The 15,084-nt window shown below is 51.2% G+C and carries 15 protein-coding genes; 2 read left to right on the forward strand and 13 right to left on the reverse strand.

The annotated features are described in order from the left end of the window. Positions 1-697: 697 nt before the first annotated feature. Positions 698-1,483, forward strand: coding sequence for a hypothetical protein (locus IE054_RS07065; protein ID WP_189404779.1), 786 nt, complete (start codon positions 698-700; stop codon positions 1,481-1,483). 49 nt (positions 1,484-1,532) lie between these two features. Here the strand turns inward: IE054_RS07065 and IE054_RS07070 are convergent, their stop codons facing one another. The 3 genes from IE054_RS07070 to IE054_RS07080 are packed head-to-tail and all read right to left on the reverse strand — an operon-like array spanning position 1,533 to position 5,624. Then, a complete protein-coding gene (locus IE054_RS07070; RefSeq protein ID WP_189404781.1) occupies positions 1,533-2,921 on the reverse strand; it encodes a TolC family protein in 1,389 nt (462 codons plus the stop codon). Continuing rightward, positions 2,918-3,955, reverse strand: a complete 1,038-nt coding sequence (locus tag IE054_RS07075; protein ID WP_189404783.1) for an efflux RND transporter periplasmic adaptor subunit — start codon at positions 3,953-3,955, stop codon at positions 2,918-2,920. Before IE054_RS07075 ends, IE054_RS07070 begins: the two co-directional genes overlap by 4 nt. Further along, the gene (locus IE054_RS07080; RefSeq protein ID WP_189404785.1) at positions 3,948-5,624 is read right to left on the reverse strand and encodes an ABC transporter transmembrane domain-containing protein; all 1,677 of its coding nucleotides are present in this window, start codon (positions 5,622-5,624) and stop codon (positions 3,948-3,950) included. The genes IE054_RS07075 and IE054_RS07080 overlap by 8 nt, the downstream gene beginning before the upstream one ends. A 102-nt stretch (positions 5,625-5,726) precedes the next feature. Between IE054_RS07080 and IE054_RS07085 the strand changes: the two genes are divergently transcribed. Further along, positions 5,727-6,623, forward strand: a complete 897-nt coding sequence (locus IE054_RS07085) for a LysR family transcriptional regulator (RefSeq protein ID WP_189404787.1) — start codon at positions 5,727-5,729, stop codon at positions 6,621-6,623. Between the two features lie 36 nt (positions 6,624-6,659). Here IE054_RS07085 and IE054_RS07090 read toward each other — a convergent pair whose 3' ends face one another. The 10 genes from IE054_RS07090 to gmhB form a co-directional block, all read right to left on the reverse strand. Beyond that, complete coding sequence (locus tag IE054_RS07090) at positions 6,660-7,361, reverse strand: RES family NAD+ phosphorylase (protein WP_189404789.1); 702 nt, start codon at positions 7,359-7,361, stop codon at positions 6,660-6,662. Beyond that, on the reverse strand, positions 7,355-7,744 hold the full coding sequence (locus tag IE054_RS07095; protein WP_189404791.1) for an antitoxin Xre-like helix-turn-helix domain-containing protein: 390 nt from the start codon (positions 7,742-7,744) through the stop codon (positions 7,355-7,357). The genes IE054_RS07090 and IE054_RS07095 overlap by 7 nt, the downstream gene beginning before the upstream one ends. Positions 7,745-7,900: 156 nt before the next feature. After that, complete coding sequence (gene rfbB, locus IE054_RS07100; RefSeq protein ID WP_189404793.1) at positions 7,901-8,989, reverse strand: dTDP-glucose 4,6-dehydratase; 1,089 nt, start codon at positions 8,987-8,989, stop codon at positions 7,901-7,903. 3 nt (positions 8,990-8,992) lie between these two features. Next, positions 8,993-9,865, reverse strand: coding sequence for a dTDP-4-dehydrorhamnose reductase (gene rfbD, locus IE054_RS07105; protein ID WP_189404795.1), 873 nt, complete (start codon positions 9,863-9,865; stop codon positions 8,993-8,995). A gap of 9 nt (positions 9,866-9,874) precedes the next feature. After that, positions 9,875-10,420, reverse strand: a complete 546-nt coding sequence (gene rfbC, locus IE054_RS07110; protein ID WP_189404796.1) for a dTDP-4-dehydrorhamnose 3,5-epimerase — start codon at positions 10,418-10,420, stop codon at positions 9,875-9,877. A 48-nt stretch (positions 10,421-10,468) separates the two neighbouring features. Further along, a complete protein-coding gene (gene rfbA, locus IE054_RS07115; RefSeq protein WP_189404798.1) occupies positions 10,469-11,353 on the reverse strand; it encodes a glucose-1-phosphate thymidylyltransferase RfbA in 885 nt (294 codons plus the stop codon). A 33-nt stretch (positions 11,354-11,386) separates the two neighbouring features. Continuing rightward, the gene (locus IE054_RS07120; RefSeq protein ID WP_189404800.1) at positions 11,387-13,126 is read right to left on the reverse strand and encodes a tetratricopeptide repeat protein; all 1,740 of its coding nucleotides are present in this window, start codon (positions 13,124-13,126) and stop codon (positions 11,387-11,389) included. 38 nt (positions 13,127-13,164) lie between these two features. Beyond that, the gene (locus IE054_RS07125; protein ID WP_189404802.1) at positions 13,165-13,554 is read right to left on the reverse strand and encodes a DUF2304 domain-containing protein; all 390 of its coding nucleotides are present in this window, start codon (positions 13,552-13,554) and stop codon (positions 13,165-13,167) included. Further along, positions 13,547-14,281: a glycosyltransferase family 2 protein gene (locus IE054_RS07130; protein ID WP_189404804.1), complete on the reverse strand. Its 735-nt coding sequence runs from the start codon at positions 14,279-14,281 to the stop codon at positions 13,547-13,549. Before IE054_RS07130 ends, IE054_RS07125 begins: the two co-directional genes overlap by 8 nt. A gap of 33 nt (positions 14,282-14,314) precedes the next feature. Beyond that, a complete protein-coding gene (gmhB, locus tag IE054_RS07135) occupies positions 14,315-14,872 on the reverse strand; it encodes a D-glycero-beta-D-manno-heptose 1,7-bisphosphate 7-phosphatase (protein WP_189405748.1) in 558 nt (185 codons plus the stop codon). Positions 14,873-15,084: the final 212 nt, after the last annotated feature.

The raw sequence follows: 15,084 nt of genomic DNA on the forward strand, positions 1-15,084 counted from the left end.
CAGCGTTCAATCTGAGCCATGATCAAACTCTTCAATTAAATATATCGAAAAACTTTTATGAATCGTCGGTTGACACTCTTAACGAGTGCCCACACAGATTGTCTTGTCTAAATTTTTAAAGAACATGTGCAGTTTTGAAACTGCGTCTTTTCTTGCGTTTTGCATGAAAAGCTTTTAATCTTTTCGTTGCGCTTCAGAAGGTTAACTCTGAACAACGAGGCGCGCATTTTACAGCGCCTGCTTTTTCTGTCAACACTTTTTTTTGAAAATTTATTTCTCTAAAAAGTGTTGGTAAAAGCGGCTTCGAACTTCTGATTATCAGCACGTTGAAGCGAGGCGCGCATTTTACGCGGTTCGAATTCTGAGTCAAGCATTTTCGACCGTTTATTTTCGAAGATGACTTTCAAAACCCTTGCCACACATAACTTTGCAAGTTAGTGGTGACTTGCTTCGTCGGATAGTCTTTTTTGCTTTCCTGCCGAAGCGGATGCGCATTGTAGAGATAAATAAGTAAAGGTCAACTGCCATACCTTAAAAAATTGTTTTTATTGAACCAAGTGACTACTTTTCAATCAAACAGTGTAAAAAGTGGGCGTTTCATCTGTAAAACAATAGTCTTAAGGTTAATTGCGTTATGCCTGTTAAAGAAGTAGCGTAGGGAACGTTCCACAATAAATACATTACAAAGGTGGAGAATATGAAGTTTACATCAGGCCTGTTTATCGTTCTGGCCTCGATAATGATAAGTGGCGCTCTGTCGGCTTCACCCATAACACCGACAGATAAACAAAACGCACGAAAAGGTGACGAATTACAGACGTCATTCCTGAAACGTCAGGTAGAGCGCAATATGTCGGTGGGTCGTGCAATCCGCTCCATTGCCAGTCACTATCCACAGGAGGTTGTTGAGATTGTCGATACCGCGCTGGATACCTATCCGGATCAATATCGAGAAATTATCTTCGCAGCTATTTCGGCACAGCCCGCATCAACCGGTGAAATTGTGCAACTGGCAATTGAAAAGGACGTAAGCAGTTGTCCTAATATTGTAAAGCTGGCTATTAAAGCAGAGCCAACCTATGTTGACTTTGTGGTACAGGCTGCAGCAGACAGCACACCGGAAGAGCTGGATGAAATTGTGCGCGTTGCCGTTCTGACAGAGCCTGATTCGGCGGACAGTATTGTGCAGACCCTGTCTCAGGAGCACCCCAATAAAGTTATCGATATAATGACAACGGCATTGAATGCTGTGCCATTTGTAGGTGAGTACGTCGTTGATGCGCTACTTGCCGTATTCCCCAATCAGGCTGACCAGGTCGTTGAGACTGCCATTCGTCAGTCGTCTTCACAGCGGGAACAGATCAAGCGCATTCTTTATTCAGCGCAGTATGCCGGCCTGGACAATGCCCGCTTAAAGCAAATCGCTAACGAGGCCGGACTCAGCAATGATGAGTTTGATGCGGCTCTCGCCGGAAACCAGTAATCCTGCATTGGAGCAAGGAAGCTTCCTTTTTATTGCAGAGCGCGTCAGCCTACAACAGCAGGTCCGCCGCCGCATAGTGTAATGCTAGTTCCGCCATGTACACATCAATATCTGCTTTTATTTTTTTCATCTGCGCCTTGATGCGCGCCGACTCCCTTGCATTTAGCACAAACATATCACTGTCGCCGACGTTATATCGTTTTAGCTCCATGTCATAAAGCCGGTCCGCCAGTGTTGCATTCTTCTGATTGAGCGATGCGGCCTGCGTCGCCTGTTGCCAGTTCCTGTATGCCTTATTAAATGCCTGTGTCACCTTGTCCTGCATCAGTTGCTGCTTGTAAGCAAATTCATTGCGTTTTGATTTTATCGCAGAGGCTTGCGCCTTCGCACTGCGGTTACCCAAGGGGTAGGAGAAGGAAAGGCCGAGTTTTCCCTCGGTTCCATCAAGGGACGCAGGGCCACTGCCCACATCTCGCGCAACGGATGCTTTGATATCGAGTTTTGGCAATAATGCATTGTCGGCAAGGCGCTGTTTATTCTCCAGCATTCTGGCTTCCTCTCGAAGCGCGAGGACAGCAGGGTGTGCAGATAACTTGTTTTTTAGCGCCATAATGGTGGAAGTGGTTACGTCATACGGCCACTGGATATCAGACAGTGCTGCGGTAAACGTCTCCGCTGATACCATTTCTCCCTGTTGGTCGCGAACATAAAACGCCAGTTCCACTTGGCGCGCCATTAATTCGCGCTTTAGTTCAGTTAACAACAATTCCTGTTGCAACAGGTTGGCTTCAAACTCAATCAGGTCAGCCTGGGCCAGATCGCCCTGCTTTACCCGCTCTTCGAACCCTTTCTTGCGGGACGTCGCAGTATCCAAAAGTGCAGTAACACTCTCTACCTGTAAGGCTGTTCCCAGCCAGTAAAGGTAATGGCTTATCCCTTTATATAAGGTCTCATTCAAATTACCCGCGAACTCTGCCTGCCACTGGGAGATCGCAAGGCGTGCATTACTAACTGACACTCTGTCTTTATCAATTTCACGATCGCGAAGCAATGAGAGCGCTACGCCGACACTGGCCTCTCCGCCCGACAGCGTTTCATACTGGCCCTCATAGACGGGAAAATCGCCGTCTGAGATGCGGTATTCAGAATAGAGCCTGGCATTCATCGATTGCAGCGGTTGCACAAACTGTTGGGCGGCGTACGCCCCGTCATAGTAACCACTCACCCGGCTGCTGGTTTGCTGCGTAATACGCGGGTCAAACACGCTTTCACTTTGTGTAAGCATCAGTTGCTTCTGCACGCCCTGTTCATGCATAGCCGCAATGTAAGGATGCGCATGTTTAATATTATTAACCAGTTCCGGTACGCTCAGGGTTACCGGCTTCGCCAGTGTTGCGCCACTTAACAGACACAATAACATCAGCATTACGCGATTCATTTCGACAATGCCCCATTTTGCGCTTTGACCGGTGCAGTGGGTTTAGGTGGGAAGTTATTAAGCTGGCGCCATAACTCATAGCCCAGACGGACCTCTTCGAGTAACACCCACGCCTGCACCCGGCTGCCCAGACGAACAGAATTTTCGTCAGGCCAGGGAATGTCACTTTCGTCACGGCTTACCCACACCTGAAAGCGGCCGGTTGCGTCGGCGACGGGCTCGACGTATACCACAACACCACCAAATGTCCCCACGGCTGTGCCCGGCCAGCCGCTAAACTGGATCACCGGCCAGCCTTCAAACTGCAGGCGAACCTTTGACCCCGGCTGCACCAGCGGCGCATCAAGGCCACTGACACTGATGCGCACGGTGCGGGTAACCCCGGAAGGAATAAAGCGGGCCAGAATATCGCCTTCTTTTACAAAGGTAGAACCTCCACCGGAGAGTAGAGACACAATGGTGCCGTCAGACGGTGCGACTTTGGTCTGGGTCGCCTGACGGGATAATGTCATACTCACACTGTTGATATCTGCCTCTGACTTTGCCGCCTTTGCCTTAAGCTCCTGCATCTTTATTTCCGCCGTTTCCACTGCTTTCGGTGACACCAGCCCCTGCTCCAGCAAACTTTGCTGACGCTCCAGGTTACTTCTGGCATTAGCGACCGCCGCACTGTCGGCTTCATAACGGGCGCTGGTAGCTGCAAGCTGGGCCTGCAGTTTATCCAGCCGCTCGGCATCAATATCAATGAGCGTCACTATCGGCTCGCCCTTTTTCACCTGCATGCCTTCACGCACATGCCATTGCTTTATTTGCCCGGAGGTCAGGGCTGAAATCGCCTGGGTCCGTTCAAACGGATTTAGCGAATCTACCGTGCCTGTCCCAAAGGCGGTTTGCGTCCAGGGTGTGAACCACAACACCGCCGCAGTGGCAACAAGCAAAATGGCGATGATGCTGCACACAACACGATGCAGCTTTGGAATACGCAGGCGATCCAACGTTGTAATGTTGCCCAGGTAACGCGATGAATTACTCACTGTCAGCCTCCCTGCTAGTCTGCGAATGTTGTTTCAGCACTGCCTCGTCATGCAGTGACAGCGTGCCGTCGAACACGCTTTCGTCCACGCGGTTACTGAAGTACAACACCGTAAAGGGCTGCTGCTCGATTCGTGTAAGCAAACGCAGTTTAAGCGCAGGCGGGATGGCATCAAAGTGCTGGTTAATTAACAATAGCTTGGGTTGCGACAGTATGGCCCCCGCCAGTTTCAGCAGCAATAACTCAAGCGGCTGCAAAGGTGTGCCAAGCGCTGAGAGCCGGGTATTCAGGCCATCCGGCAACTGTTCAGCGGTCGTCAACAGCTCGACGGCCTCCAGTGCCCGGCGAATATCGGCGGCTGAGGCATCAGGAGCGGACAGGCGCAGATAGTCTGCAATAGTGCACTCCATGATCAGCGAGCGATCTATCGTGGTGATTGCCTGCCTCAGCTCGTAGGTATCGTAGTCGTACAGGCTCATGTCACCCAGCAGCAGCCAGCCCTGATGTGGCTTTTCGTAACGCTTTAATATGGCGGTAAGCTGCTTTTGCACCCAGGCTTTGTCGGTGGTCACATAAAGCTTTGTGCCTGCGGCAAACTGACAGTCCAGCGTGCAGTGATCGTCCAGATGTTTGAGTACCAGCCTGTCAAAGACCAGCGAGGACGCATCGGGACGACGGGTCGACATGGCCTGTTGCTCTTCCTGCGGGATAATTAGTGCACTGCCAATTTTTTCCGCCGCACCATACAGTTCATAGTACAACTTCAGGTACAGCGAAAACCGAGACAGTCCTAAAAATACCGCCGACATGATCAACTCTGCGGCTACCAGTTGCCCAATCGACAACTGACCTTCAACCACCAGCCAGCCGCCGACGCCGAGCAACGCCGCACTGGCGCCTGCGTAAAGCAACAGGAACATTACCGCCTGGGAAAAAGTAAAAACAAAATGCCGTTCGTGGGCATGAACATAATCACTGATACAACGTTCGGTTTGCTTACCCGCATAGTCAAGGTGCCGTGACGACTTGAAAAACTCATGGGCCGAGGCAATATCGCCCAGCCACTTAGCGGTTTCATATTTGGCATGTGACAGCTGCACCGCAGTACGTTTCGCACCCGTGCCCCAGATTTCCCATATCAGGTACATCACCACCAATATAAGTACATTAAACACAAACAGTGCCGGGTGATAAAACGATACCAGGGTAAAGCCCACCAGCATTTGCAGCACCAGGGCAAAACCATCCACCATCAGAGCCGGTACATTTTTTTGCAGGGTCATAATATCGAAGTAGCGCTGCGTAATACTGGTATTTTGTCGGCCTTCAAAAAAGCTGTGCGGCGCCATAATGGTCTTAAGGCTGAGATCAGCGGTCAGTCGCGCATACACTCTGCGCTCGTACAGCTCCATCACCCGCATACGCAGCGCACTGAACACACCAGAAACGGCCAGCACAAAAAACAATACCACGGCCAGAATGGTGACAGCCCGAACCGACGCAATATTAGCGATGGTGTTGATCAGTGTTTGCACGGCAATAGGCACGGCCAGTGTCATTAGCCCGACGGCCAGGCCGTAGGCTATGGCCACCCCAAAAAAGCCCCGCTCAGGTTTAAGAAGGCCAAACAACAGTTTCCGCGTTCTTGCCAGATCGATTGACTTACCCATGGACTAATTTCGCTCCTGTTAGCTGCCTGGCTACTTTACGAAACCATTCATTACGGGTAAAACTGATAATATCTTCATTAAACATCGAAAATACCTGATTATATGTCACCGGTTAATTACCACCATCTCTATTATTTTTACGTTGTTGCCCGTGAAGGCAGTATTGCCAGCGCGGCCAGTGTGATCCATGTGACAGCTCAAACTATCAGCGGGCAACTGGCGACCTTTGAAAGCAACATCGGTTATCCGTTATTTGACCGGGTAGGCAAACGACTTCACCTCAACAGCCGTGGCAAAAGGGTGTATCAGCATGCCGAAGTTATTTTTGAGAAAGGACGGGAGCTGGCAAAAGTGCTTCGGGACAACGATGATGTACCTGCCAGTGAATTTGTTATTGGTGTGACAGATGCAATTCCTAAAGTGCTGGCCTTTGACTTTCTCGACAACGTTATACGTAGCTCGCCCGATACCCGGTTTATTTTTCGGGAAGGGTCTTTTGACAGTCTGGTGAGCGACATTGCTATCAACCGGGTAGATTTAGTGCTGGCCGATCACGGTTTGCCACCAGGTTCGAATGTGAACGCCACCAGCCTGTTTTTAGGCGAGTCAGAGTTAAGCTTTTTTGCCGCTAAACGTACGCCACTGGATGACACGGTGCCATTTCCTGCCTGTCTGCATAATGCACCGCTGCTTTTACCGGGCAGCAAATCAGGGATTGTGCAGGCGCTTAAAGCCTGGCTGGACAGCCATGGGATCTACCCGCATATTGTTGCCGAGTTTGATGACAGTGCTTTGCTTAAGCTCTTTGGCAGAGAAGGCTTTGGTGTGTTTTGTGCGCCTTCCAGTATTTCCGCGCATGTCGAGTCGCAATATGGGGTGGCCTGTATTGGCGAGGCCCGAGAAGTCACCGAGCGGTATTTCGCCCTGTGCGGCAGAAGTATGCAAAATACCCCGCTACTTCAGCGCATTGTCAGTCAGGCCAAAGCATTGCTCCAGTAGGCGTGGTGTCGTCATGCTCTGTCAGCAATACTTTCTCTACTCCTGGCCAGGTGTCATGAGCCGGTTAGTCCACAGGCGACCATCGCGCAGTACCATCTCGTAGTGGCCCGCCTGTACGACACGCGTGACCGTTTTAGGGGAAAACAGCGCGTAGCAATACTGCCCGTGCTTTCTGACGGACGGGTAGCGTAACCCGGCCACGCCAGCCTGTCTGAGCGCGCCGCCAAATGATTGCGCATGGGTATAGTCATCGGGATCGAGCAAGTCGGCCGAGTGTGCGTTTCGTTCGAGGGTTTTGTAGCCCAGCGTAGTGAATTCACAGCACAGTTCCCGAAACACAAAGCGGTCATAAGCCAGACCGTCAATCTTCGACCAGTACTGTTGCTGATGGTACTGCACTTCGGCCAGCGCGGTAACCGTGTTGTCTGCAATGTACAGTACCCCAGCATCACCGGATGAAAACCGCGAGCCATCTGGGTTTACATGCGTAAATGGGGCGACGGCATAAGAGACGCCCGTAATACCAAACGGAATATCTTGTGACGCAAGCAGGTTTAGATTTCCTACCTCATTCTGGAGCCGTGGGTTGGTCAGTGCCTGACATGCATATACAGCGTTCAGTTCTTCAGCATCTGCCACATCATCAAACAGGCCAATGGGAGGAAACTTCGAGTTGACCAGCCGATAACCGGTTGTCTTCTGTTCCGGCAGGTCGGTAAGTTCATCTACCCTTACCACTGCGCCCCTCGTAATGCGTCAACCCGCTTGAACACTTCATAAAGGTTAGCGACGGATCCTTTCAGCATCAGTTCAAAAGGGGTCGCACCATTGAAAAAGGGATTATGATTTTTTTTATGAACAAACCCATACACGTTTTCAGGATTATCAAACACCGTGCGCAGCGCCGCATGAATGTTTAACACGTAGCTGACCCGCTCAAGTTGATCCCGGCTCAGGCTGACCAGTTCTTTCTTTTTGGCCCGGGCAATGCTCGCCGGGGAGATACCAAGAATCGTAGCCATCTGCTCTCGGGTGGCCTTCCATTTACCAAGCACATTTACGGCTACATGCAACGATTGTGACGCTGCATCAGATTGTGCAAATTCTGCGGCGGCCAGCATGATTGACTCCAGTTGATAAATACTGCCTAAAGAATAAACATAGTATCTGAAGAGTCATTTTTCAAGAATTTGTATCTTGAGATACAAAAAGCATAAAAAAGCGGGTGCAACTGGCTACCCGCTTTTTTTACTGGCAATATCTGAGGCGCGCTATATTCAGGCGCCTCCGGTACCTAGACGCTCGCCCTGATAACTGCCTTCCTGGACCGCTTTCCACCAGCGTTCGTTGTCCAGATACCATAATACGGTTTTGCGGATCCCGCTCTCAAAGGTTTCCTCTGGTTTCCAGCCCAGTTCGCGGGCAATTTTACTGGCGTCGATGGCGTAGCGCATATCGTGACCGGGCCTGTCCTGCACATACGTGATCTGCGTCTCATACGCTTCACCTTTCGGTTTGATGTCATCAAGAATACGGCAGATAGTAGTGACCACTTCGATATTCTGTTTTTCGTTGTGACCACCGATATTGTAGGTTTCACCTATTTCGCCTTTCAGTGCCACCAGCACCAGGGCCCGGGCATGATCCTCAACATACAGCCAGTCACGAATTTGGTTGCCCTTACCGTATACAGGCAGTGGCTTACCCGCCAGCGCGTTTAATATCACCAGTGGGATAAGCTTTTCCGGAAAATGATACGGACCGTAGTTGTTAGAGCAGTTGGTGACCAGCGTCGGCAGGTTGTAGGTCCGAAGCCATGACCGTACCAGCTGATCAGACGATGCCTTGCTCGCTGAGTACGGAGAGCTGGGGGCGTAAGGCGTTGTTTCAGTAAACAGCGGTAGTTCTGCACCGGGCTCGGCGTCATCCGGGTGTGGCAGATCGCCATACACTTCATCAGTAGAGATATGGTGGAACTTAAAGCCTGCCTTTTTCTCATCAGATAATGTGGCATAGTACGCACGAGCCTGCTCCAGCAAGGTGTAGGTGCCCACCACATTGGTCTGAATAAACTCACCCGGCCCGTCTATAGACCGGTCTACATGCGACTCGGCGGCCAGGTGCATAATAATGTCGGGCTGGTACTGATTAAGTACCCGCTTCACATTTTCGCCATCACAGATATCCACCTGTTCAAAATGGTAGCGCTCGCTGTCGCTGACCGGCGCCAGCGATTCCAGATTGCCCGCGTAAGTCAGCTTATCTAAGTTAATGGCCGTATGGGGTGTGTCGTTGATAATATGCCGGATAACGGCAGAGCCAATAAAGCCGGCACCGCCTGTCACAAGAATCGTTTTTGCTGTCATGGTTTACTCTTCGCCTGACTGGACCAGCTCGTCCAGCATTTTATCTAACTGACTGCGCCAGTGTGACATGGCCACGGTGGTAAAGGTTTCGCGGGTCAGGGTTTTGTCCAGAACACTGTAATGAGGGCGCGCCGCTGGTGTGGGATACGCACTGGTCGGGATAGGCAGCACCGGAATGGCTGACTCAAGCAGGCCTTTTTCCAGCCCCAGTTGCTGAATAGCCAGCGCAAAGTCATACCAGCTGGCGACGCCCTCGTCGGTCCAGTGATAAACACCGGCAGTGCGGTTAATGGCCGCGTCGACACACACTTCGGCCAGCCCCTGCGCCCAGGTTGGCGACCCAATCTGATCGTCAATCACGGTGAGCTGTGGCTTGTCTTTCATTAGCTTCAGCATGGTTTTGACAAAGTTGTTACCGTGCGCCGAATACACCCAGGCAGTTCGGATTAGGCAGCTGGCGTCAGGCAATAGCGACAACAACGCCTGTTCGCCGTCGGCTTTTGTTTTGCCATACACGCCCTGAGGTTCTATAGGGTCATCAACCTTGTAGGGTGAGCCCTTCTCACCATTAAACACATAATCGGTGGACACGTGCACCATAAATACATCGTGCGCTTTACAGTATTTGGCGATGTTCTCAACCGCCAAAGCATTGAGCTTGTGACACTGCGCCGGGTCTTCTTCGGCTTTATCTACTGCGGTGTAGGCCGCCGCATTGATCACGACCGACGGCGATAACGCGTTTAAGGTTTCTGCCACCTTCGCTTCGTCGGTAATATCGGTATCGTCACGCCCCAGAAACACGGTGTCAGCATCCGTCAACCGCTGCAGCTCGTACGCTAGCTGACCAGATTTACCAATTACAACTGTTCGCATGCGTTTATCCTAAAATGTGGGGGCGTCGGCAAACGCCAGGCCGTCTTCGTCTTTACCAGAAAGAGATGGCGGCTGGCCATCCACCAGCGGCCACTTGATACCAATATCCGGGTCGTCATAACGCACCGAGACTTCTGACTCCGGGTGGTAATAATCGGTACACTTGTAAACGAATTCCGCCGATGCGGAGGTCACATAAAAGCCATGTGCAAAACCGGCCGGTACCCACAACTGGCGCTTATTTTCTGCTGACAGCGTTACCCCAACCCACTTGCCAAACGTGGCGGAGCCTTTACGCATATCCACAGCGACATCGAATACTTCACCTTCGGTGACGCGAACCAGCTTACCCTGCGTTTTTTCAAGCTGATAATGCAGGCCGCGTAAAATACCCTGACGGGATTTGGAGTGATTGTCCTGCACAAACGTGACATCCGCACACTGCTCCCGAAACCAGTCATCGCGAAAGGTTTCCATGAAAAAACCACGCTCGTCACCAAACACGCGCGGTTCGATAATTTTGACATCATCGATGTCAGTGTTAATTACTTGCATAGGTACTCGTTTATTTTGGGAAGATGCGACACGCCGCCGCCGTCGAATTTATACTTTTACCCGGTCATTGACGACCTTAAGCAGGTAGTCGCCATAACCGCTTTTCACCAATGGGGCTGCCAGCTTTTCTAATTGTTCGCCGCTGATATATCCCATACGGTAAGCCACCTCTTCCGGACAACATATTTTCAGGCCCTGGCGCTTTTCAATGGCGGCAACAAAGGTGGAGGCATCCAGCAGGCTGTCCAGTGTACCGGTATCCAGCCAGGCCGAGCCGCGGCCCATCAGCTCTACTTTTAAACTGCCGTCCTGTAAATACAGGTTGTTCAGATCGGTAATTTCCAGCTCGCCGCGGGCTGATGGTTTCACCTCTTTGGCAAAATCGACCACACGATTATCGTAATAATACAGGCCTGTGACAGCATAGCTGGACTTAGGCTTGGCCGGTTTCTCTTCAATACTGAGCGCCTGCCAGTCATCATCAAAATCCACTACGCCGTATCGCTCGGGATCATTCACGTGGTAACCAAATACCGTTGCCCCCTGCTGTTGCGCAGACGCATTTTTCAGTGACGAGGTCAGATCGTGGCCGTAAAAGATATTATCGCCCAATACCAGCGTGCAGGGGTCGTTACCAATAAACGACTCGCCAATCAGAAACGCCTGTGCCAGGCCATCTGGCGACGGCTGCGCGGCATACTCAATATTAATCCCCAGTTGCGAACCATCGCCCAGCAGATCAATAAAGCGCGACTGCTCCTCAGGGGTGGTAATGATGAGAATGTCGCGAATGCCGGACATCATTAAGGTTGCCAGCGGATAAAAAATCATGGGCTTGTCGTACACCGGCATCAGTTGCTTGCTAACCACCCGGGTTAACGGGTGTAGGCGGGTGCCGGAGCCTCCCGCGAGAATAATACCTTTTCGTGCCATGTCGTCCTCTTAAATGTATTAAGGCGTTCCTTGTTACCCCTGCCGCTTGGCCTGGATCATTCCGAGCAGCTGTTTCGCTTTTTGGTGCCCGGGTTCAACCCGCAGGATTTCTTTGCATATCTTTTCGGAATTATCCAAATCGTTCAACACAAATAACGTGTAGGCGTACGCGATAAGGCTGTTTACCGGCAGCACGCCCTGCTTTATCGCCTTATCATAATAGGGTTTGGCCTTAGCGTATTGCTGCAGATTGGTATAAATTACGCCCATATTGGAGTTGATGACAGCCCGTGCTGGCATGGCCAGCTCCCAGGATTCCAGCAACTTCTGCCCTAAGCTCAGTGCTTTGTCATACTGCTGCGTGTTAATGAGCACCGCCAGATGGGTATTCACCATAACCCCGTCAATCTCGCCCCCAGCCGCTCCGTACATTTTATCCAGCAGCTTCAGCGCGGTCTGCGTATCCCCCTGTTTTAATTTATATTCGGCGTAGTTGTGTATAGTACGCACATCGGTTGGGGCCAGTGCCATTTCGTTCTTGTAAAACACATCCGGATCCTGCCACTGCAGATTGCGAATGTAAGTGGTATAGCCAAGCAGAAGAAGAATCACCACGGGCACCGCCGCTTTATACTGCATTTTCCAGCTGGACGGTAACAGCGTAGTGGTTGAGACACATAACGTAGCAATAGCCAGGAACATACCAAAGTCAGGCAGGTAATTGCGGTGCTCGAAGGCCAGGTCGGTAATGGGGATAAGCGCCGACTCGACCAGATGGGCAATATAGAAAAAGAAGATTCCAAAGGCCACCAGCGGTAGCCGGCGTTTTGCCAGCCAGGCAAAGCCTAAAATAACCACGTGGCCAATCGCCGCAGAAATGATTTGCCACACGGCAAAGCTGCTTTGTCGCAAATCAAATTCCAGTTGCAGCGGCCAGGGCCATACTATCTTACTTAAGTACATCCACAGCACCGGTAACTGCACCGTAAAATACTCAAAGCGAGACATGTCTTTGTTTTCACGGGTTAGCATATCTACTTTGGTAAGAAACGGCCCCACCGTGTCAGGCACAATTAGGTATCCTGCGACCACCACTGCCAGCGCCGCAAGCCCGGCAAATACGATGTAGCGCACCGACAAACTGCGAAATATCACCACTTCCAGCGCGACAATAACTATAGGCAATGTGAAGGCATTTTGTTTAGTGAACAACGCCAGCGCTGCCATTACCACCGCAATAACCAGTAACAATGCCTTGACGCTTACCGCCCGGCTCATTCTGAAGCCAACGTAGGCCGTCAGGCTGGCCAGATAAAACAGGGTTACCAATGCGGCCAGACGTTGCACGATATAGGTTACGGCCTGACTTTGCAGGGGATGCAAAACAAACAACAAGCCACACAAAGTAGCAATAGCAATGAGTTTTAGCTGTGGTGCATCGGGTCTGACCTGACGGCCCAGCAGGTAAGCGAGAGAAAAAGCTAGCCAGCCATTAATAAGGTGAATAAAGACATTGGTAATATGATAGGGCGTGACATCCAGGGCATGCTGTTTGTAGTCCCACCACAGGCTGATATAGCCAACAACCCGAAGGCCATAGGTGTCATATAAGCTGGCCAGGGTGGCATTACGAAATGCTGCGTTAGCAGTAATTGAACTAACGTCATCAAGATAAAACGGCACGCTCAGGCTGGAGTAATACACGCCCCAACACGCGGCGGCGATAAGCAGTAGCGCTACCACTACCTGCACTGACAATCTATGTAATGGCATGGTTACTTGTTTATCTCCTCTTCCCTGTTGGTAAGTGGTTACTGACTACTTCTGTCTGCCTGTTTTTCACCAAAATTAGCACGCACAACGCGCTTCTCTTCCACCGCCTGTTCCAGAATAGCCATACGCTGCACTAATCTGTCCAGCTTGGTTTGCATGCGCTGACGTTCGATGTCCATCAGCAGAATTTTTACCATTGCGGCTCCCAGTGCCACCAGCACCGGAATAATAGGCGGATAGCCTATCCCCAGCTGTACGCCAATGGCGTCGATGATGGAGGGAAAGAAACTCACAAACAGCACCAGAATAGCCAGCGCAAACCAGCGCGCAGCCACCAGCGGCGAAATGTGATCGCGCCGGGTAAGAAAAACAATGGTTAAACTAAGCACCGCACCAATAAAGGCGGCAATAAGATGGGCGTTACTCAAGCTCTGCTCCTGCGGTGAGTTTTTTGTGATAGCGAGCCACTTCCTGCGGCCCCAGTTTCGTGATGCTTAAAATAAAGGTGTAAAGCAGGTATTTAAACACGGCCACCCAGGAATGAAAAATCCGCGAGATCCCGTCTTTGCGCTCCTGCATGGCGACATCCACTTCCGTGCAGCGCATTTTTAGTTTGCGCAGCATGAGTAACACACCGACGTCCTGGTATTCAAACATGGTGGCCTGCTTTGAGGCCAGCACCCGCATGGCGGGACGCGAATACAGGCGCAGGCCTGAGGTTAAGTCGCTGACATCCAGCCCGGACAACCGCTTAAATACCCGCCAGGCGATATGCCGGCCAGTACTCCCGCGACTGGTACACGAGCCAATGGTACAGTCAGTGTCTTCTTCGGCCTTTTCCAGCAGTGTCAGCAACGCCTGTTTAGGGTGCTGCCCATCCGCATCGCAGGTAACGACGCACTCTATGCCCCGCTTCAGCGCATAGCGAATGCCGGTCTGCGTTGAGCGCCAGGCACCTAAGTTAGTCACGTGCGGTAATACTATCGCCCCTTCACCGCGCGCAATGTCGGCGGTGTTATCGGTACTGGCATCATCCACCACAATGATTGGGCAGCTAAAATGCTCGCGAAGGCCACGGATCACCGTGCCAATGGTCCTGGACTCATTCATTGCCGGGATCACGATGGCAAGGCGTTGGTTACGGAATGTTTTCATGTGCGCAAGTGTACCGGCAACCGGCTAAAATCGCTAGTCCTGACGGGGCCCGGCACCGAACAAATGTTGCGTGATCGCCAGCAGACTCGGGAACCGTGCTACGCCGTCATCCTTATTCAGGGCGTAACCACCTTCAATAGCATACAATTGTGGCACACCCGCGCGGCGACCGGCTTCCATGTCAGAGGGTTTATCGCCCACCATTACCGAGGCTGCAAGGTCAATATTAAGACGCTGTGCGGCCTCAAGCAGCATGCCCGGCGCCGGCTTTCTGCAGTCACACTGCTGTTTGTAGTGAGCCAGGCCTTCAGTTGGGTGGTGCGGACAATAGTGTATGGCATCAATGTCTATGCCCTCGCGCCTGAACTGATCGCGCATCCACGACGTTAGTGCGTGAAAATCGTCTTCGGTGTAGTAACCGCGGGCAATACCGGCCTGATTGGTCACAATAACCAGCAGGTACCCCGCTGCCTTTATTGCACAGCAAGCTTCAAAGACGCCCGGTAGAAATTCAAAGTCCTCAGGCTGACTAACATAACCATGATCGGCGTTAATGACGCCGTCGCGGTCAAGGAAAAAGGCTTTTTTCATTTTCATGCAACTAGCTTATAACGATGACCCGCGAATGAAAATGACGTTTTATTTTTTATGCCTGAAAGCACGCTATTTTCAAAGAGGCAATCAGTAAGTAAGCACTTACGATACTTTTCCATAGAGTCTTACGAGTGCGTGAAGACTAAATATAATCTTGCTCACCGCTAAATCGTAAAATATACTATTTTTTAAAGTAATTATTACTTTAT

It is taken from the genome of Alteromonas halophila, from assembly GCF_014651815.1.
Taxonomy (GTDB): Bacteria; Pseudomonadota; Gammaproteobacteria; order Enterobacterales; family Alteromonadaceae; genus Alteromonas; species Alteromonas halophila.

Coding starts and splice junctions, on each gene's coding strand:
- IE054_RS07080 (WP_189404785.1), bottom strand. CDS start 5,624: ATGGGTAAGTCAATCGATCTGGCAAGAACGCGGAAACTGTTGTTTGGC.
- IE054_RS07095 (WP_189404791.1), bottom strand. CDS start 7,744: ATGCTGGCCGCCGCAGAATTTGCACAATCTGATGCAGCGTCACAATCG.
- rfbC (WP_189404796.1), bottom strand. CDS start 10,420: ATGCAAGTAATTAACACTGACATCGATGATGTCAAAATTATCGAACCG.
- IE054_RS07070 (WP_189404781.1), bottom strand. CDS start 2,921: ATGAATCGCGTAATGCTGATGTTATTGTGTCTGTTAAGTGGCGCAACA.
- gmhB (WP_189405748.1), bottom strand. CDS start 14,872: ATGAAAAAAGCCTTTTTCCTTGACCGCGACGGCGTCATTAACGCCGAT.
- IE054_RS07065 (WP_189404779.1), top strand. CDS start 698: ATGAAGTTTACATCAGGCCTGTTTATCGTTCTGGCCTCGATAATGATA.
- IE054_RS07130 (WP_189404804.1), bottom strand. CDS start 14,281: ATGAAAACATTCCGTAACCAACGCCTTGCCATCGTGATCCCGGCAATG.
- rfbA (WP_189404798.1), bottom strand. CDS start 11,353: ATGGCACGAAAAGGTATTATTCTCGCGGGAGGCTCCGGCACCCGCCTA.
- IE054_RS07120 (WP_189404800.1), bottom strand. CDS start 13,126: ATGCCATTACATAGATTGTCAGTGCAGGTAGTGGTAGCGCTACTGCTT.
- rfbD (WP_189404795.1), bottom strand. CDS start 9,865: ATGCGAACAGTTGTAATTGGTAAATCTGGTCAGCTAGCGTACGAGCTG.
- IE054_RS07085 (WP_189404787.1), top strand. CDS start 5,727: ATGTCACCGGTTAATTACCACCATCTCTATTATTTTTACGTTGTTGCC.
- rfbB (WP_189404793.1), bottom strand. CDS start 8,989: ATGACAGCAAAAACGATTCTTGTGACAGGCGGTGCCGGCTTTATTGGC.